At 50.7% G+C, this 17,348-nt stretch carries 18 protein-coding genes and 2 pseudogenes; 19 read left to right on the plus strand and 1 reads right to left on the minus strand.

What is annotated here, in order from left to right; genetic code table 11:
- The first annotated feature begins 28 nt into the window (after positions 1–28).
- The 9 genes from eno to rpoS all read left to right on the plus strand — a co-directional run bounded on the left by eno (position 29) and on the right by rpoS (position 8,053).
- Complete coding sequence (gene eno / locus U740_RS08015; RefSeq protein ID WP_036860111.1) at positions 29–1,318, plus strand: phosphopyruvate hydratase; 1,290 nt, start codon at positions 29–31, stop codon at positions 1,316–1,318.
- 275 nt (positions 1,319–1,593) lie between these two features.
- Positions 1,594–1,875 carry a cell division protein FtsB gene (gene ftsB / locus U740_RS08020; protein ID WP_036860112.1) on the plus strand — a complete coding sequence of 94 codons (282 nt, stop codon included), beginning with the start codon at positions 1,594–1,596 and terminating at the stop codon, positions 1,873–1,875.
- Positions 1,876–1,941: 66 nt separating this feature from the next.
- Complete coding sequence (ispD, locus tag U740_RS08025) at positions 1,942–2,667, plus strand: 2-C-methyl-D-erythritol 4-phosphate cytidylyltransferase (protein WP_036860113.1); 726 nt, start codon at positions 1,942–1,944, stop codon at positions 2,665–2,667.
- 1 nt (position 2,668) lies between these two features.
- Complete coding sequence (gene ispF / locus U740_RS08030) at positions 2,669–3,163, plus strand: 2-C-methyl-D-erythritol 2,4-cyclodiphosphate synthase (protein ID WP_036860114.1); 495 nt, start codon at positions 2,669–2,671, stop codon at positions 3,161–3,163.
- A 248-nt stretch (positions 3,164–3,411) separates the two neighbouring features.
- Positions 3,412–4,431, plus strand: a complete 1,020-nt coding sequence (truD, locus tag U740_RS08035; protein WP_036861663.1) for a tRNA pseudouridine(13) synthase TruD — start codon at positions 3,412–3,414, stop codon at positions 4,429–4,431.
- 74 nt (positions 4,432–4,505) lie between these two features.
- Entirely contained in the window at positions 4,506–5,147 is a 642-nt protein-coding gene (locus U740_RS08040) for a protein-L-isoaspartate(D-aspartate) O-methyltransferase (protein ID WP_200877111.1), read from the plus strand.
- 17 nt (positions 5,148–5,164) lie between these two features.
- Entirely contained in the window at positions 5,165–6,103 is a 939-nt protein-coding gene (locus U740_RS08045) for a DUF368 domain-containing protein (RefSeq protein WP_036860116.1), read from the plus strand.
- Positions 6,104–6,286: 183 nt separating this feature from the next.
- Positions 6,287–6,934 (plus strand): peptidoglycan DD-metalloendopeptidase family protein, encoded by a 648-nt coding sequence (locus U740_RS08050; RefSeq protein WP_152556809.1) that lies wholly within the window; start codon positions 6,287–6,289, stop codon positions 6,932–6,934.
- A 240-nt stretch (positions 6,935–7,174) separates the two neighbouring features.
- The gene (gene rpoS / locus U740_RS08055) at positions 7,175–8,053 is read left to right on the plus strand and encodes an RNA polymerase sigma factor RpoS (protein ID WP_414702927.1); all 879 of its coding nucleotides are present in this window, start codon (positions 7,175–7,177) and stop codon (positions 8,051–8,053) included.
- Between the two features lie 47 nt (positions 8,054–8,100).
- On the opposite strand, the gene U740_RS08060 is transcribed toward rpoS, so the two are convergent.
- On the minus strand, positions 8,101–8,919 hold the full coding sequence (locus tag U740_RS08060; protein WP_036860118.1) for an inositol monophosphatase family protein: 819 nt from the start codon (positions 8,917–8,919) through the stop codon (positions 8,101–8,103).
- A gap of 190 nt (positions 8,920–9,109) precedes the next feature.
- On the opposite strand from U740_RS08060, the gene trmJ reads away from it, so the two are divergent.
- The 10 genes and pseudogenes from trmJ (at position 9,110) to U740_RS08105 (ending at position 17,344) form a co-directional block, all read left to right on the plus strand.
- Positions 9,110–9,877 (plus strand): tRNA (cytosine(32)/uridine(32)-2'-O)-methyltransferase TrmJ, encoded by a 768-nt coding sequence (trmJ, locus tag U740_RS08065; RefSeq protein ID WP_036860119.1) that lies wholly within the window; start codon positions 9,110–9,112, stop codon positions 9,875–9,877.
- Between the two features lie 122 nt (positions 9,878–9,999).
- Positions 10,000–10,467: a Fe-S cluster assembly transcriptional regulator IscR gene (iscR, locus tag U740_RS08070; RefSeq protein WP_036860120.1), complete on the plus strand. Its 468-nt coding sequence runs from the start codon at positions 10,000–10,002 to the stop codon at positions 10,465–10,467.
- Between the two features lie 10 nt (positions 10,468–10,477).
- Positions 10,478–11,692: an IscS subfamily cysteine desulfurase gene (locus U740_RS08075; RefSeq protein ID WP_036860121.1), complete on the plus strand. Its 1,215-nt coding sequence runs from the start codon at positions 10,478–10,480 to the stop codon at positions 11,690–11,692.
- 101 nt (positions 11,693–11,793) lie between these two features.
- Positions 11,794–11,961 (plus strand): annotated as a pseudogene (locus U740_RS12320) (iron-sulfur cluster assembly scaffold protein); the annotation flags it as partial.
- A 32-nt stretch (positions 11,962–11,993) separates the two neighbouring features.
- Positions 11,994–12,062, plus strand: a pseudogene (locus U740_RS12275) (Fe-S cluster assembly protein IscX); the annotation flags it as partial.
- Positions 12,063–12,100: 38 nt separating this feature from the next.
- A complete protein-coding gene (locus tag U740_RS08085) occupies positions 12,101–13,936 on the plus strand; it encodes a sensor domain-containing protein (RefSeq protein ID WP_051921304.1) in 1,836 nt (611 codons plus the stop codon).
- A gap of 150 nt (positions 13,937–14,086) precedes the next feature.
- Positions 14,087–14,512, plus strand: coding sequence for a nucleoside-diphosphate kinase (gene ndk / locus U740_RS08090; protein WP_036860122.1), 426 nt, complete (start codon positions 14,087–14,089; stop codon positions 14,510–14,512).
- A gap of 37 nt (positions 14,513–14,549) precedes the next feature.
- Positions 14,550–15,716: a dual-specificity RNA methyltransferase RlmN gene (gene rlmN, locus U740_RS08095; protein WP_200877069.1), complete on the plus strand. Its 1,167-nt coding sequence runs from the start codon at positions 14,550–14,552 to the stop codon at positions 15,714–15,716.
- Between the two features lie 34 nt (positions 15,717–15,750).
- A complete protein-coding gene (gene pilW, locus U740_RS08100) occupies positions 15,751–16,533 on the plus strand; it encodes a type IV pilus biogenesis/stability protein PilW (protein WP_051921306.1) in 783 nt (260 codons plus the stop codon).
- Between the two features lie 10 nt (positions 16,534–16,543).
- Positions 16,544–17,344, plus strand: coding sequence for a helix-turn-helix domain-containing protein (locus U740_RS08105; protein ID WP_160172061.1), 801 nt, complete (start codon positions 16,544–16,546; stop codon positions 17,342–17,344).
- Positions 17,345–17,348: the final 4 nt, after the last annotated feature.

Raw genomic sequence — 17,348 nt, forward strand, 5'->3', positions numbered from 1 at the left:
ACGGTTGTCATCTTTTGAGGAAACAGCTATGACTAAAATTTCTGACATTCGCGCCTATGAAGTACTCGACTCCAGGGGCAACCCTACTATCGAGGCTGATGTCACTCTGGACGATGGCAGTGTTGGCAGTGCCTGTGCACCGTCCGGCGCCTCTACTGGTTCAAGGGAGGCGCTGGAGCTGCGCGATGGCGACAAGTCGCGTTATCTGGGTAAAGGCGTGTTGAAGGCGGTGGAGAATGTTAACGGCCCTATTCGCACTTTGCTGCTGGGCAAAGATGCCAGCCAGCAACGGGAGCTGGACCAATTGATGATTGATGCGGATGGCACCGAGAACAAGTCGACATTCGGTGCAAATGCCATTCTGGCCGTGTCTCTTGCTGCTGCTAAAGCGGCAGCAGTATCCCGTGGTATCCCGCTCTATGCTCATATTGCTGAATTGAATGGTTCGGCTGGATGCTACAGCATGCCTGTGCCGATGATGAACATCCTGAACGGTGGAGAGCATGCCGATAACAATGTAGATATTCAGGAGTTTATGATACAGCCTGTTTCGGCAAAAACATTCACGGAAGCATTACGTGTTGGTGCAGAGATATTTCATTCGCTCAAAAAAGTACTCAGCAGCAAAGGATTGAATACAGCGGTTGGTGATGAAGGTGGTTTTGCGCCTAACCTATCCTCGAACGCGGAAGCACTGGCCGTCATCAAGGAGGCTGTGCAGGCAGCGGGTTACAAACTGGGTGACGATGTCACGTTGGCGCTGGATTGCGCCGCGTCGGAATTCTATCGGGATGGTCAGTACAACCTGTCCGGCGAAGGAAAGGTTTATAGCTCCGAGGGGTTCAGCGATTTTCTGGCGGAGCTCTGTGACCATTATCCGATTATATCCATCGAAGACGGGCAGGATGAATCTGACTGGGATGGCTGGAAATATCAGACTGAAAAGTTGGGCAGCCGTGTGCAACTGGTCGGCGATGATTTGTTCGTGACCAATACCAAAATTCTGAAGAAAGGGATTGAGCTGGGCGTGGCAAATTCCATTTTGATTAAATTCAATCAGATCGGGTCGCTCACCGAAACACTGGACGCCATAAAAATGGCCAAGAATGCTGGATATTCTGCCGTTATTTCTCATCGGTCGGGTGAGACCGAGGATACGACTATTGCCGATCTGGCAGTGGCCACGGCAGCAGGTCAGATCAAAACCGGCTCCTTGTGCCGTTCCGATCGAGTCGCCAAGTATAATCGTTTGTTGCGTATAGAGGCTGAACTGGGCAGTCTGGCCCCCTATCATGGCCGCGCCGAATTCAAAGTCTGACTCGGTCGACAGTGAGCGAAAAGGGGTAGCCTTGTGGCTATCCCTTTTTTATATCTTCAATCCGCGATCTGAGCTTGTCAGTGCACCCCCTGCATGCTCAGCATTATGCCATTTGTCCCACGAAAATAAGACCGGACCGTCAGTAATAGACGGGTTGCACTCTGATGATGTCGATATTTCCTTGCAACTGATTGAGTGGATTGGTTGGCCAGTCGTCATTGGAGAGCGAGCAGCTTTCCGCTGACGCCGTTTATTTTGTTCTGTAGAATCCCGTCATGCGCTGGCTCCTAATTGTTCTCACAGGTCTTCTTGCCGTTCTCCAATATCAATTGTGGTTGGGTGAGGGCGGTTTCTCTAAAAAGTTGATGCTGCAGCGTCAAGTTGAACAACAGCGTCAGGAAAATCAGGGACTGCAACTGAGAAACAGTATTCTGGAAAATGAGGTTGCCAACCTGAAAGACGGTTTTGACAGTATTGAAGAGCGAGCCAGAAAAGATCTTGGCATGATTAAAGAAGGTGAGACGTTTTATATGGTCGTTGAAAAGGAAGATCAGTGATTCATCACCTTTTTTCTTCCCAATGGTTTTGTTGCCAGCCTATGTTCCTGCTGTCGGGGCAGTAAAATGGCCACTAATTGGATTGTGGTGCCAGCGGCAGGGCAGGGTAGACGCTTTGGCGAGATACTCCCAAAACAATACCAGATGCTGGCGGGTCGAACGGTGATCGAACATACCCTTGAACGCCTACTGCAGATTGATCAATCGATTGTCGTTGTAGCAATTCATCCAGCCGATAGTCAGTGGAGGCGATTGCCCGTCTTTTCGCACCCCCGTATCCGCACTGTGCATGGTGGAAAAGAGCGCTCGGATTCCGTCAGGCTGGCACTGGACTGCCTTCAGCGCGAGGCACACGTGGATGACTGGGTGCTGGTGCATGATGTGGCAAGGCCATGTGTCCGTGTCACGGATATCAACAAGTTGATGGCCGCCCTGAAAACGCACACTGTTGGTGGCATATTGGCGGTGCCCGTCAGTGATACGGTAAAACAGGTTGATCAGCAGGCGGGGATAAGTGCGACTGTCAGCCGCGCTGATCTGTGGCTCGCTCAGACGCCGCAAATGTTTCGTTATGGTTTGCTCAGCTGGAGTTTAAACTCGGCCTATCGACAGCAATGGCAGCCGACTGATGAGGCATCTGCAGTTGAGAAACTCGGCCATTGTCCTCTCGCCGTCGAGGGTAGTAGCGACAATATCAAGATTACCCGGCGCGAAGATCTGGCCATAGCTGAGGCCATTATTAAATTTCAGAACGAGTCCTCGAGACAGTCCGGGGGATTGGAGTTGCCATGATATGAGAATAGGTCAGGGTTACGATGTTCACGCCTTTGGCGTGGGCGATCATATTATTATAGGTGGCGTGACCATCCCCTTTGGTCATGGACTGATTGCGCATTCAGATGGTGATGTGCTGATTCACGCATTGTGTGATGCCCTTCTGGGTGCCTCGGCGCTCGGTGATATCGGGCAGCACTTCCCCGACTCTGACTCCCGCTATTGCAATGCGGATAGTCGGGGGTTACTGCGACTGGTTAAATCACTGGTGGCAAAAAAAGGCTATCGTATGATTAACGCCGATATCACCCTTGTTGCCCAGGCCCCAAAAATGTCTCCGCATCTTGAGGCGATGCTTGCCAATCTCGCCCAGGATCTTGATTGTGATCGCAGTCAGTTAAATATCAAAGCCACTACCACGGAAAAACTCGGTTTTGAGGGGCGTGGCGAGGGGATTGGCTGCCAGGCAGTGGTCCTGCTTGACCACATCGTCAGGCCAACCGCTCTAACCTAAAGCGGTGGTCAGACAGCATCTACCCGATGACCTGTATTTAGACGTCGTCCAACCATCATTCATCACCTGTTGCTTCAGCATTTCCGCGAACTGCCAACAATATTGATGCGGGTAAAGCGATTTCCCTATCGGTGCGAATCAGTTTATGCACGCTCTCTCCAGGCACGTGTGAACAGCAGCCATTTATCTTTGTGTTGCCCGGAGTGGGCTGTAAACTTGCCGCCACCCAAACCGTGCCCCGAGATAATATGAACAGCCGACAGTTTTCCCTCGAATTCCCTTATGCTATTGCTCCGCCCTCGGCCAGCGCGCTGTTTCGCAGTGTCCCCGAAGACTTTCAAGTGACGGAGCAACTAGGTTTTGAGTTGTCGGGCGAGGGTGAGCATCTCTGCCTCTATGTAGAAAAACGGGGTCAAAACACACGCTGGGTAGCCGGATTGCTGGCGGAGCATTTTGGTGTTGATGACATGGCTGTGGGTCACTGTGGTATGAAAGACCGGCGCGCTGTGACCCGGCAGTGGTTCAGTGTACATCTACCCGGCAAATTACCGGAAAGTCTCGAGCAACTACCTATACTGGAAGGTTGTCAGGTGCTTGCAAAGTGTCGGCACCCTAAAAAGTTGCGGCGGGGGCAACATGCGGGCAATCGGTTTGTTATCCGGTTGCGGCAAGTTGAAGGGGACATTTCTGCACTGGAGCATTCCCTGCAGCAGGTCGTGAATGGTGTCCCGAATTATTTTGGAGAACAGCGTTTTGGTTGGGCCGCTGGCAATCTTGTCGAAGCCAACCGATTGTTGTCGGTGTGGGGTGATACCCCTTCCAACAAAAAGCAGCACAGTGGCCGCAGAAGGCAGCGATCCTCCATTGACGGGATCTATCTGTCGGCGGCCCGTGCCTACCTGTTTAATCTGGTGTTGGCTGAAAGGGTGAGGTTGGAGCACTGGAAGTCGACAATGGCTGGAGAAACTGTCCCCGAAGGCCCGCTTTGGGGGCGCGGACGGAGTGCAGCGCCTCAATCAGTTCAGTTGCTCGAAGGTCAGGTTCTTTCCTCGTGGGGTGATTGGACGAATTCACTGGAATACAGCGGACTGCAGCAGGAGAGGAGATCCTTGCTACTAACACCTTCCAATATGCAGTTCCGATGGTTGAACCGTGGCGACCACGTTGACCTCGAGTTGTCATTTGAGCTGCCCTCGGGTTGTTTTGCCACTTCGGTATTGCGAGAGCTGGTGACACTTCGACCGATTTGCGGCGATGGCGCCATTTGAGCGCTGTGGTATAGTTCGATTTTATTTTTATCAGGGGTGGAAGGGTGAATTCGATTGAGCTAGGTGGTATTGGTATGACCTCTCAGCGGACTCGCGAACGCCTTATCCAGCGACTCAAGGAGCAGGGTATATCGAATCAGAAAGTCCTGGATGTGATGCGTGTAACCCCCCGTCATTTATTTCTCGACGAAGCACTGTCTCATCGCGCCTACGAAGATACGGCGCTCCCGATAGGTTATGGGCAAACCCTTTCCCAGCCCTACATCGTTGCGCTGATGACAGAATTGCTCTTATCTCTGGGGCCGCGTCGTAAGGTGCTTGAGATTGGCACTGGCTCCGGCTACCAGACAGCGATTCTTGCCCAGCTGGTCGACCAGGTTTACGGTGTTGAGCGAATTAAACCGCTGATTGATAAAGCGCGGGCTCGGTTGCGCCTGCTTGGGCTTAGAAATGTGCGACTATCTCACAGTGACGGTGGTTTTGGCTGGCCCGAAAATGCACCTTACGATGGCATTCTCAGTGCGGCGGCCCCGAACGAAGTGCCCGATGAACTGCTACATCAATTAGCTCCCGATGGTATTCTCGTTATTCCTGTTGGCTCAGGAGAGGTTCAGGAATTACGGGTTATTACTCGGCAAGGGGATAGCATAAATTTTGAAGAGCGAGTAGTTGAGCAGGTGCGGTTTGTGCCCTTGCTCAGTGGCCTCAGCCGTTAATCTTTCCGGGCTTTTCGATGGTTTTATTTAAACGCTGGCTGTTGCTTTTCCTGAAAGGTATGGCGATGGGAGCCGCAGATGTCGTGCCCGGGGTTTCCGGCGGAACGATTGCCTTCATTAGCGGTATTTATGAAGACTTACTGAACTCAATCCGCTCGATTAATCTCCACTCACTGAAGTTGCTGAAAAACGAGGGCCCCACCGCGTTCTGGCGGGCCATTAATGGCAATTTCCTGCTGGCACTATTCAGTGGCATTCTACTGAGCATTGCGTCTTTTGCCTCACTGGTTAGCCATCTTCTGGAGAGTCAGCCAATCCTGGTCTGGTCTTTTTTCTTTGGTCTGATTGTCGCGTCCATTGTTTATATATTTCGTCAGTTGCCCCGTCTACGATGGCCGGAATGGATTTTTTTATGGATGGGAACCTTAATGGCCCTCGGTATTTCGTTGGCTCCCCCGATCCAGGGATCCACCGACTGGCTGATGGTTTTTATGGCGGGAACCATTGCCATTTGTGCGATGATTCTGCCGGGTGTTTCCGGTAGTTTTATCCTGCTGCTGTTGGGTATGTATCCCGTCATGATTGACGCGATCAGCGGTTTTCAATGGCAGATTTTATTGATTTTCATGCTGGGGTGCGTGACAGGCCTGATGGCTTTTTCTCGCTTCCTGTCATGGCTTTTGCGCCATTATCATTCGTGCACCATTGCCCTGTTGACCGGATTCCTTCTTGGCTCGCTGTATATCGTCTGGCCCTGGCGGGAGACACTGGAGGTGATCATTGATAGCCGTGGCCGTGAAACCATCTTATCGTCCCGATTGTTGCTGCCGGCAGAATTTGCCCGTGTGACAGGTTTGGACCCCAAGACGTTGATGGCAACACTCTGGATGGTCGCGGGCTTGCTTTTGGTTCTTGGCCTGGAATATCTTGGTGGCCAGCAGCGCAAAAAACTCTGAATCGAGAGGTGTGACATTAGAAGGGGGAGTGAGCGTTTGATCTATCCGTCTTGCCGAGGTATTAGACTGCGTTTTTTTCTCCTCAGTGTTGGATTTTTCCTGGTATCCTCATGCCATGCCCCGCCACCGGCACCAGTGGACCAGCGTCCGCCACCGCCCAGCCAGAAAATCAACTTTCATGTGGTGTCCAGTGACGAGACGCTATTTGCTATTGCCTGGCGATATGAAAAGGATCTTGAAAAACTTGCTCGCGCCAATGGGCTGTCGCCACCCTATACCATTTACCGTGGTCAGCGTCTAATGTTGGACACCAATCGCCTCCCACCGATTGTCAGAGCCGCTCCTCCGGTAAAAAAACAACCAAAAAAAGCGACTGTTTCTGCCTCGGCAGAAAAAAAAGGTTCTCCGTCGCCAGTTAAAGTGACTAAACCAGCCCCTAAGCTCCCTGAATCGTTACCTTCAGTCTGGCGCTGGCAGTGGCCTACGCAAGGACGGGTGATCCGATACTTCAATAGTACAGAGTTGTTCAAGGGAGTTGATATAGAGAGTCATTCCGGCCAGGCAGTCGTGGCTGCAGCACCCGGTGTGGTCGTTTATTCAGGCAGTGGTCTGCGTGGTTATGGGGAGCTCATTATCGTCAAGCACAGTGAGGAATTTCTCAGTGCTTATGCACATTCCCGGCAAATTTTTGTTAAAGAGGGGCAAATGGTTAAAGGGGGAGAAAAGATTGCAGAAGTGGGTGGAGATCCCGCGAATAGTAAAAGACTTTATTTTGAGATTCGCCAAAAAGGTAAACCGGTCAATCCGCTAAACTTTCTTCCACGGAAGTGATGCTTTAACAAGCACTGATGTACGCTGAATATTTATTGGGGCGCTGTTCAGGGATAAGATGACGTGGCCTAATGAGAGACAACGCGTTAATCTAGCTGTGTTGTTTCTACTTGAATTAGTCCAAGCGGAAACGTAGGTTGCTGCGCTTATTGGATGCCAAGAATTTTCGTTGTATAAGGACGCCGGATTGTGTCAGACGATGATGATTTTCTAGACCCCGAAGAAACCGACCAAGACGCGATTGAGGCTGAAGCAATTCCTGTTCACAGTCAGAACAAAGAAGTGTTGGATGCGGCGAGTCTTTATTTAAAAGAAATTGGCTACGCGCCCCTTCTTTCGGCTGAGGAGGAGGTTTTTTATTCTCGGGCACTCAGGAATGGTGACGACGCTGCCCGTAAAAAAATGATTGAAAGCAATCTGCGTCTGGTGGTGAAGATTGCCCGCCGTTACATCAACCGGGGTTTATCATTACTGGACTTGATCGAAGAGGGCAATCTCGGGCTAATGCGGGCTGTTGAAAAATTTGATCCCGAGCTGGGTTTTCGTTTCTCTACCTATGCCACATGGTGGATTCGTCAGGCCATTGAGCGCGGGTTGATGAATCAGACCCGTACGATTCGTTTGCCAATACATGTGGTAAAAGAGCTCAATGTGTACCTCAAGGCCTCCCGTAAACTTGCACAGGAGCTGGATCATGATCCAACAGCAGAGGAGGTCGCTCGCTCGCTGGATAAAGGTGTCGATGTGGTATCGCGTATACTCAGGCTCAATGAAAAGACCAGCTCTACTGATGTGCCGATGGGTGGTGACGATGGCAGGATGCTGATCGACACACTGAAAGATGAACACCCCAATGATCCCGAAGAGTTAGCTGAAGATGACGATATACATCATGCCCTGACCCTGTGGCTGTCCCAGCTTACCGACAAACAACAGGAGGTGATCGCACGCCGCTTTGGCCTTTTTGGTTACGATTCTGCAACTCTTGAAGAAGTGGGTATTGAGGTAGGGTTAACCCGGGAAAGGGTTCGTCAGATTCAGGTCGAGGCTTTGCGCAGGTTGCGGGAAATCCTCAAAAAACAGGGTATCGATAGTGCTATGTTGTTCGAGGAAAAGTGACGTTGCTCGATGTGTTTCACCGCCTGTGTCCGGATTGCAGTCTGTTGTCAGGCGGTTGTTGTTTTCTCCAGAAATCCAAGATGTTTCTGTACCAGTTGCAGGGTTGGCTTAAACAGTTTCGGTGATGCACAGACAATATTTCCACTCTCCATAAATCCGTCGCCCCCTCTGAAATCGCTGACCAGGCCGCCCGCTTCTTTTACTAGCAATACCCCGGCCGCAATATCCCAAGGCTTCAGGTTCATTTCCCAGAAAGCATCGAAACGGCCAGCAGCCAGATAGGCCAGGTCGAGTGAGGCAACCCCGAGGCGTCTGATACCCGACGACTCTTTAGCCAGATCGGACAAGCAGGCCAGATAGGGTTCCATAAATGCTATTGATGGCCGGTTGAAGGGTATACCAGTAGCAATCACTGCGCCGGCCAGTCCAACCCGACCCGACACCCGAAGACGCTTGCCGTTCAGAAATGCGCCATGGCCACGACTGGCAGTAAACTCCTCAAGGCGCATTGGATCGAAAACGACACCGTGTTCAAGGCGACCTTTGTGTCGGCAGCCAATGGATACCGCAAAATGTGGAATACCGTGAATGAAATTGGTCGTGCCATCAAGTGGATCAATAATCCACTGGTAGTCACTGTCGTTGCCTTCAAGTAGTCCCGACTCTTCTCCTAGGATAGTGTGGTCCGGGAATGCCTTGCGAAGATGGTAGATGATTTCCTTTTCTGCAGCATGGTCAATTTCGGTGACGAAATCGTTGCGGCCCTTTTCGTCGATCCTGATCAGATCTACTCGTTCCGTGGCGCGGGCGATCATTTCCCCGGCCTTACGTGCAGCGCGGAGGGCGATATTGACCATGGGTTCCATCGTAAAAGATTCCAGTCTGGGTAAAGCGCGGCATTGTACCAGAGAGGGATAGGGGGCGGGGAGAGTAAAAGCGGTGAATTCATCTCTTCATTTCTGCTAGAATTCGCGCTTCCGGCAAACAGTTGTCGGGTAATACATTAGTTCGTGAACGACTCGGAAAGTTTTTCGATCTCGCCTGCTGGAACCCCCTATGAGTTATTTTGATAGCGTGCGAATTGTGCTGGTTAATAGCACTCATCCCGGAAATATCGGCGGGGCGGCTCGCGCCATAAAAAATATGGGATTGTCTAGGCTGTATCTGGTTGCGCCCAGAGACTTCCCTGCTGACCGGGCAGTCTGGCGGGCGGCGAATGCTGTCGATGTGCTGGATAACGCGATTGTCGTCGAAAATCTTGATGAGGCTATAGCCGGTTGTGGTCTGGTGGTGGGCACCAGTGCCCGAGGGCGCCGTATTCCCTGGCCGTTATTGAACCCCCGTGAGTGCGGCGAACGCGTCTGGTTGGAGGCGGCACACCACGATGTGGCAATCGTTTTTGGCAGGGAAGACCGAGGGCTCACCAATGAGGAGCTGCAAAAGTGTAACTATCATGTGCACATTCCCTCCAACCCGGAATACAGTTCTTTGAATCTGGCTGCGGCTGTTCAGGTGCTGTGCTACGAAGTGCGTATGGCGTCATTGTCTGCAGCCCAGAGTGAATCGCCCCCATTACCCGACTGGGATTTGCCCCCTGCCAGGGCAGAAGATCTCGAGTTGTATTTTCAGCATTTGGAGCAGGCGTTGGTTGATCTCGGTTTCCATGACCGTGAAAATCCCCGCCAAACCATGACCCGCTTGCGACGCCTGTACGGCCGAATCCGAATGGATGAAATGGAATTGTCGATTCTCCGGGGTGTACTTACGTCAATTCAGAATGCGGTACATCGCATGCAAAGAGTCTTGCAGAAAAAAACCGATTGATAATGTTTCAGTCCGTGATGAAATAACCCACTAAATGAGTATGTTATTTAATTGACTGAAATACTTGGTTTTTACATAATAGCCGCACCTGGATTTTTAATTCGTCATTGCGGGAAAATATTATGCGGCTGACAACTCGTGGTCGATACGCGGTCACAGCCATGCTGGATTTGGCGTTAAATAACGAATGCGGGCCAATTAGTCTGGCGGACATTTCCCATCGGCAGGAAATTTCGCTTTCCTATTTGGAGCAATTGTTTGCCAAATTGCGTCAGAACAATCTGGTGAGTAGTGTTCGTGGCCCCGGTGGCGGCTATTGTCTGGCTCGAAGCAGTGATGCCATCAGTGTTGCCGAAATTATTGATGCTGTGAATGAATCTATTGATGCGACCAGTTGTAGTGGCAAGGGTAATTGCCACAACGGTGATATATGTTTGACCCATCATCTCTGGGACGATCTGAGCCGTCAAATTCATCGTTTCCTCAGTGGTATTTCTCTGGACAGCCTGGTGCATCAACAGGAAGTGCAAATTGTCATGTTGCGCCAAAACGATCAGGACGATGTCAATTCAGGCTGCGCAAAAGTTTAGGAGTCTTTGCATGAAATTGCCTATATATCTCGATTATTCTGCTACCACGCCAGTTGATCCACGGGTGGCTGCCAAGATGTCAGGGTGTCTTACTAATGACGGCATATTTGGCAACCCGGCCTCGCGTTCGCACTCTTTTGGCTGGCAGGCAGAGGCGGCAGTTGAAGAGGCCAGGACTCAAGTGGCGGAGCTTGTTAATGCTGACCCACGGGAAATCATCTGGACATCTGGTGCCACTGAGGCGGATAACCTGGCGATTAAGGGTTGTGCCCACTTCAACCAGAAGAAGGGCAAGCATATTATTACTTCAAAAATCGAGCACAAGGCCGTTTTGGACACTTGTCGACAGTTGGAGCGTGAGGGCTTCGAGGTGACTTATCTCGACCCTGATCCCGACGGTATTATTCAGCCTCAGGTCGTCGCCGACGCCATTCGTGAAGATACAATCTTGGTTTCGCTAATGCATGTCAACAATGAGATTGGCACGATTAACGATATTGCCGCTATCGGTGAGATCTGTCGTGACCGGAGAGTATTTTTTCATGTGGATGCAGCCCAGAGTACCGGCAAACTGCCGATTGATCTGCAGGCAATGAAAGTGGATTTAATGGCATTTTCCGCCCATAAAACCTACGGTCCAAAGGGGATCGGTGCCCTTTATGTCCGGCGTAAACCGCGTGTGCGCATTGAGGCGCAAACCCACGGCGGTGGCCATGAGCGGGGCATGCGCTCCGGTACGCTGCCTACCCACCAGATTGTCGGTATGGGCGAAGCTTTTCGGATAGCCAGGGAAGAAATGGCCGACGAAAACAAACGGGTACTAGCGCTGCGCAATCGTCTTTGGGATGGCATTCGTGACCTGGACGAGGTGCATCTCAACGGGTCCATGCAGCAGCGTATCGCTGGCAATTTAAATGTTAGTTTTGCCTTTGTCGAAGGGGAGTCGTTGATCATGGCGTTGAAGGACCTGGCCGTTTCTTCCGGGTCTGCCTGTTCCTCAGCGAGCCTTGAACCCTCATATGTATTGCGGGCGCTGGGGCTTGACGATGAGCTGGCACACAGCTCTATCCGTTTTTCCATTGGCCGCTTTACCACCGTTGAAGAAATTGATTATGCGATTGCCAAAGTGCGTGAGGCAGTTACCAAGTTGCGTGAGTTATCCCCGCGTTGGGATATGTTTAAAGACGGTGTCGATCTCAGTCAGGTCGAATGGGCTGCACGTTAGCGATAAGAAGCTGAATCATGGCATACAGTGAAAAAGTTCTGGACTATTACGAAAATCCCCGCAACGTTGGCTAGTTAGACGACAAAGCCAGTAATGTCGGGGCCGGCATGGTCGGTGCCCCGGCTGGTGGTGATGTGATGTGCTTGCAGATCCAGGTGAATGATCTCGGCATCATCGAAGATGCCAAATTTAAGACCTACGAATGTGATTCAGCTATGGCCTCTTTGAATACCTCAGTGCTGCCTTGGCGTAGGATGGCAAAGCCCTGATGCGTGACAGGTAGTACCGTTGCCTTGATGATGATCCGGCCCATTGTGGTGAAAAAATCCTTGAAGCCATCCAGATGGCATGGATTGAAGAACTCGATTAGAATGAACCACAGCTTCAATATGCTACCAAGGGGTGTTAATGAGCTCAAAAGAAGAGCTTTATAAAGTACTGGTTGAATCAGTTCCTTACGGCACCCTTTTCTTTGCTTACGGCGTCTGTATCGATGCCAACAAACATGCACTTGCCCTGTTGGGCTGCGACCTCAAGCAGCTGGTGGGCGCTTCAGTGGACAGTATTACCGGTGACGAATCCACGGCGCTTGTCGATCTCAAGTTGCAACTGAAAAAAGCCTTGCGGAACCGTACTGAAAATCTGGACTGGTCATGTCCCGGTCGTACCGAAACTATCGCTGTCAGTATTGTTTATGTGGGTGACGACAATAGAGAACTGGTAGTTATGCTGCACACTCAGGAATTGTCCTGCGATGTTGCTTCACCTTCTGTCAGTGAGCCGGGATTGTCCGTCGCCGGTGCTGAATCACTCGAAAATATCGAAGTTGGCTCCCCTGATGTGATATTGCCCGCCAGCGATATTTATGACGGTGCCGATGTTGTCGTCGATGATGAAGATGTCAGCAATCCAGGCGTCAAGCCCTGGGAGGAGTCTGCCAAGGATCACTATTATGACAGTCTTACGGGTTTGCCCAATCGACAATTGCTGATTCAGTCCATCAGCCGGTATCTGGCCCTCCATGACAATCAACCGATATGTGGTGCCCTGATGATTGTCGACCTTGATCACTTCAAGGATATTAATGATTCCTGGGGCAATGCTGTGGGAGATCAGGTGATCAAGAAGATTGGTCAGACGTTGTCTCGCCTTGCTACTGGGGGTAATGTGCTCGCCCGTATGAGTGGCGATGAGTTTGTGCTTTTTATTCCCCATCTGTCTGATGACTTGTCAAAAGCCGCCTGGAGTGCGCAGTCGTTGGCCGAAAAGTTGGGTGAAATGGTTGCAAGCCCCCTGTTTCTCGATGGCCATGAAGTCATACTGACTGCAAGTGTCGGTATTGCACTTATTTCAGACAGCGACATCAGTGCCGAGCGCGTACTCCAGTTTGCAGATACAGCCATGTACGAGGCGAAGCGCAAGGGCCGCAACAGCATCGCTTTTTTTGATCCCTGTATCTCGGAGAAAGCGCAGCGGCAGATTGGCATGAATACCCGATTGCGCAAGGCAATGGATAACCACGAGTTTGTGCTCTATATCCAGCCGCAAATTTCTGTTGAGACAGGACAGTTGCTGGGTGGTGAGGCGCTATTGCGCTGGATGAATTCGGATAAAATAACCAACATGCCTTCGGAGTTTATTCCGGTACTTGAATCTTCCGGTCTGATCGTAGACGTAGGCCGGTGGGTTATTCGCACCTCTTGTGAGTACATCCGGAATTTTATTGATCAGGGTATCTGGCAAGACCACATGCGGCTCGGCATCAATATCAGCCCACGCCAGTTTCGCGATCCCCAATTGCTGGATATCGTCCAGCACAGCATGAGCAGTTACAACATAGACCCAAGCTTCCTCAATTTCGAAGTCACGGAAAATCTGGTCATTGAAGATGTGGATGAGGCCATTCGCAAGATGGAGGCAATCAAATCGCTGGGTTCCATGTTTTCAATTGATGATTTCGGTATTGGCTACTCTTCCATGATTTACCTGAAGCGTCTGCCGTTTGACCAGCTGAAGATTGATCGTGAGTTTATCCGAAATATTCATCGCGACCCCGAGAGCCGGGGTATTGTGGAAGCTATCATGGCTGTGTCAAAGCAGTATGGTTTGAAAGTTACCGCGGAGGGGGTCGAGACACCGGAAGCCCTTGAGATACTTCGGGAGCTGGGTTGCCATTCCTATCAGGGTGCCCACTTCAGTATGCCTATTTCCTGTGATCGTTTTACCAAACTGCTGGCTGCCTGACTTTCCAGAAGAATCGGAATTTACTTTTGCTCTTTCTTGTAACCCTTTGTACCAAAGCGTAAAATGGCGCCTTTTTAAGCAGACATGTACGGTCGTATTTTGCGACTTTCTTTCGCTTCTTTACCTGCCGCCATCTTTTGGAGACCCTAAATGGCTATAGAACGCACCCTTTCCATCATCAAGCCAGATGCAGTGAGCAAAAATGTTATTGGTCAGATCTATTCACGGTTTGAAAAGGCCGGCCTGAAAGTCGTTGCAGCAAAAATGATGCACCTTTCCGAAGAAAAAGCCGGTGGCTTTTATGCGGAGCACAAAGAACGCCCGTTTTATACCGATTTGGTGGGCTTTATGACCTCTGGCCCTGTCATGATCCAGGTGCTTGAGGGCGAAAATGCTGTGATCGTTAACCGCGATCTTATGGGGGCAACGAATCCAAAAGAAGCGGCAGCTGGCACTATTCGTGCCGACTTTGCCGAATCGATTGACGCCAATGCTGTGCACGGGTCAGATTCACCCGCTTCAGCCGCCCGTGAAATTTCCTATTTCTTTGATGATGGTGAAATTTGCCCACGCTAGTTTCTGTGATTTCCGGTATCACCGTGCAGAATAAGCCATGAGTCTGATTCTTGCCGATGTCAATACCGCCGTTGAGCCCCAGGGGTTGAAAACCAACCTGCTGGGGCTTTCTGCTGAAAAATTGTCAGACTTTTTTGTTAATACGCTGGCAGAAAAACCCTTTCGTGCTTCGCAAATATTGAAGTGGATACACCAGCTGGGTGTGGATGACTTTGATCAGATGACCAATCTGTCAAAGCCCCTGCGTCAGAGGCTCAAGCAGGTTGCTGAGATTCGCGCTCCGGAGGTGGTTTCCCAGCAGGATTCTACAGACGGCACTCGAAAATGGCTGATTCGCGTTGCTGGTGGCAGCTGCATTGAAACAGTGTTCATTCCGGAAAAGGATCGAGGTACGCTCTGTGTCTCATCTCAGGTGGGCTGTTCGCTGGACTGTAGTTTTTGTGCAACCGGGAAACAGGGATTTAACCGAGATCTGACGGCCGCAGAAATTATTGGACAGGTCTGGATAGCTGCCAAATCATTTGATTCCCTGGGTGCCGGAAAAGACCGGGTAGTGAGTAATGTCGTCATGATGGGTATGGGTGAGCCGCTACTCAACTTTGAGAACGTTGTCGATGCCATGGGGCTGATGCTTCATGACAATGCTTATGGACTGTCAAAGCGCCGGGTGACCTTGAGCACATCCGGTGTCGTTCCGGCACTGGATCGACTCGGCGATGTTTCGGATGTCTCGCTGGCTATTTCTCTTCACGCACCCAACGATGCGTTGCGCGATCAGTTGGTGCCGATCAATAAAAAATATCCGATTGCTATGTTGCTTGATTCCGCCCGTCGTTACCTTGACAAGATGCCTGACGTGCGCCGCAAGATTACTATCGAATATACGATGATGGACCGGATAAATGATCGCGATGAGCATGCGCGGGAGTTGGCCATATTGCTGAAAGACATTCCCTGTAAAATCAACCTGATTCCGTTTAATCCGTTTACCGGTTCATCCTACAGGCGAGTTACCAACACTGCGCTGAATCGTTTCAGGGATATCCTGCATCAGGAGGGATATACCGTGACTGTCCGAACGACTCGTGGAGACGATATTGCAGCGGCCTGTGGCCAGCTCGCCGGTACGGTGAATGACAGGACCCGCCGCAGTCAACGCTATCAACAAGAACAGCAAGTAGCGCCCGTGAGGTTTGTGGGTTGATTATAAGGTTGAGTGGGTCACAGGCGGCATGCGTATGAAGCTGAAATTGTCCTCGGTATTTTTTGTTTTCGGGCTGCTGACTGCGTTGCTTTCCGTTGGTTGTGCGACGACAAAAAGTGGTACCGGTGTTGATAAGCAGAGGGTACTGGAAAATCGTCTTGATCTCGCGATGGGGTATTTGACGAGGGGAGATCATGAACGCACCCGTTTCCATCTCAACAAAGCGATGGAAGTAGACAATAGTTCACCCGCTGTGCATGACGCCTGGGCATTGTTATATCAAAAGGAAAAAGAGTTTGAAGAAGCAGAAAGTCATTTTCGTAAGGCACTGAACTACGACCCGGAATTTACCCGGGGACGCAATAACTACGGTATGTTCCTGTTGAACATGGATCGCTTCGAAGATGCCTATGATCAGTTTCTGAAAGGCTCCGAGGACCTCGGTTACCCTAGGCGAGCTGAACTTTTTCTCAAGGTTGGTGTGACGGCGCTACAGCTCAATAAACTGTCAGAGGCTGAATCTGCTTTTGAGAAAGCGCTGGATCTGGATTCGCGAATGTCTCTGGCGCATATCGAGTTGGCGGATCTGGCTTTCAGACGGGGTGACTATCAACTGGCACAGCAACGGTTAAATCAATACAACACTACCAGAAATAGCCCTACTCCCCGGGGTCTTTGGCTGGGAGTCAGGCTTGCGGATAAACTGGGTAATAGTGATGCAGAGGCTAGTCAGGGGCTGGCGTTGAGGAACCTTTATCCTGATTCGCGGGAGAATCAGGAATACAAAAACTGGTTGAATAATGAGCAAAAACCCTAGCGAGGAACCATTGCAGCAACCTGTGCCGGAAAAAACTTCGCCCGGGGAAATCCTGCGTCGGACCAGAAGGGAGCGTGGGCTAAGTATCGAGGATGTCACCGGGGGAATGGGTATAACGAAGGCGACTCTGAATGCGTTGGAAAATGATGATTTTGACCGTTTGCCATCGCCTCTTTTCGTCAAAGGTTACGTCAAAACCTACTGCGCCTTACTGGGTCTCCCCGATCAGGATTTGCTTGTAAACCTCGAACAGTCGATGAGTGATTTGGGTATTCATCAGCGAGAGCCCGCCATAAAATTCCCGCCTGCACCAAATAGAATCGGCCGTTTCTTAAAAAATGTCCTTCCCATGGCGGCGGTGACTATTTTGATTGTGATTGCATTACTGCTGGTCATTCAGGTGGCTGATAGAGTTAAATTACCTTTTTTTGACAGTGGCAAACCGTTGCTGGGTTCAGCCAGATCCACTGTTCTGAGTATGAAACCGGCCATGGCCTCAATGATGGATCAGGAAGTCAAGGAGTCAGGCGATACATTAGATAAGCAGGATAATCCGCAGACGATGACGCTAAATGTCACCCAGCAGAGCTGGGTAGAGGTGTTCGATGCCTCTGGTGATCTTTTGCTTGCTGACCTCCAGCCACCGGGAACACGGCTAGAGGTAACCGGTGATGCACCTTTTAAAGTGAACTTGGGTTATGCGCAGGGCGTGGAAATTCATTACGGCGGTAAAGTGGTGCCGGTATCCAATATCGCTGCAGATAACACGGCTTTTGTTAGCGTCGGTCTTGACTCTGATTTGGAAAATTGAAAGG

Source organism: Porticoccus hydrocarbonoclasticus MCTG13d (genome assembly GCF_000744735.1).
In the GTDB taxonomy this organism is placed as follows: Bacteria; Pseudomonadota; Gammaproteobacteria; order Pseudomonadales; family Porticoccaceae; genus Porticoccus; species Porticoccus hydrocarbonoclasticus.

Excerpts from the sequence above, each read along its gene's own strand:
- eno (WP_036860111.1), top strand. The coding sequence starts at position 29 with ATGACTAAAATTTCTGACATTCGCGCCTATGAAGTACTCGACTCCAGG.
- ftsB (WP_036860112.1), top strand. The coding sequence starts at position 1,594 with ATGCGCTGGCTCCTAATTGTTCTCACAGGTCTTCTTGCCGTTCTCCAA.
- ispD (WP_036860113.1), top strand. The coding sequence starts at position 1,942 with ATGGCCACTAATTGGATTGTGGTGCCAGCGGCAGGGCAGGGTAGACGC.
- ispF (WP_036860114.1), top strand. The coding sequence starts at position 2,669 with ATGAGAATAGGTCAGGGTTACGATGTTCACGCCTTTGGCGTGGGCGAT.
- truD (WP_036861663.1), top strand. The coding sequence starts at position 3,412 with ATGAACAGCCGACAGTTTTCCCTCGAATTCCCTTATGCTATTGCTCCG.
- U740_RS08040 (WP_200877111.1), top strand. The coding sequence starts at position 4,506 with ATGACCTCTCAGCGGACTCGCGAACGCCTTATCCAGCGACTCAAGGAG.
- U740_RS08045 (WP_036860116.1), top strand. The coding sequence starts at position 5,165 with ATGGTTTTATTTAAACGCTGGCTGTTGCTTTTCCTGAAAGGTATGGCG.
- U740_RS08060 (WP_036860118.1), bottom strand. The coding sequence starts at position 8,919 with ATGGAACCCATGGTCAATATCGCCCTCCGCGCTGCACGTAAGGCCGGG.
- trmJ (WP_036860119.1), top strand. The coding sequence starts at position 9,110 with ATGAGTTATTTTGATAGCGTGCGAATTGTGCTGGTTAATAGCACTCAT.
- iscR (WP_036860120.1), top strand. The coding sequence starts at position 10,000 with ATGCGGCTGACAACTCGTGGTCGATACGCGGTCACAGCCATGCTGGAT.
- U740_RS08075 (WP_036860121.1), top strand. The coding sequence starts at position 10,478 with ATGAAATTGCCTATATATCTCGATTATTCTGCTACCACGCCAGTTGAT.
- U740_RS08085 (WP_051921304.1), top strand. The coding sequence starts at position 12,101 with ATGAGCTCAAAAGAAGAGCTTTATAAAGTACTGGTTGAATCAGTTCCT.
- ndk (WP_036860122.1), top strand. The coding sequence starts at position 14,087 with ATGGCTATAGAACGCACCCTTTCCATCATCAAGCCAGATGCAGTGAGC.
- rlmN (WP_200877069.1), top strand. The coding sequence starts at position 14,550 with ATGAGTCTGATTCTTGCCGATGTCAATACCGCCGTTGAGCCCCAGGGG.
- pilW (WP_051921306.1), top strand. The coding sequence starts at position 15,751 with ATGAAGCTGAAATTGTCCTCGGTATTTTTTGTTTTCGGGCTGCTGACT.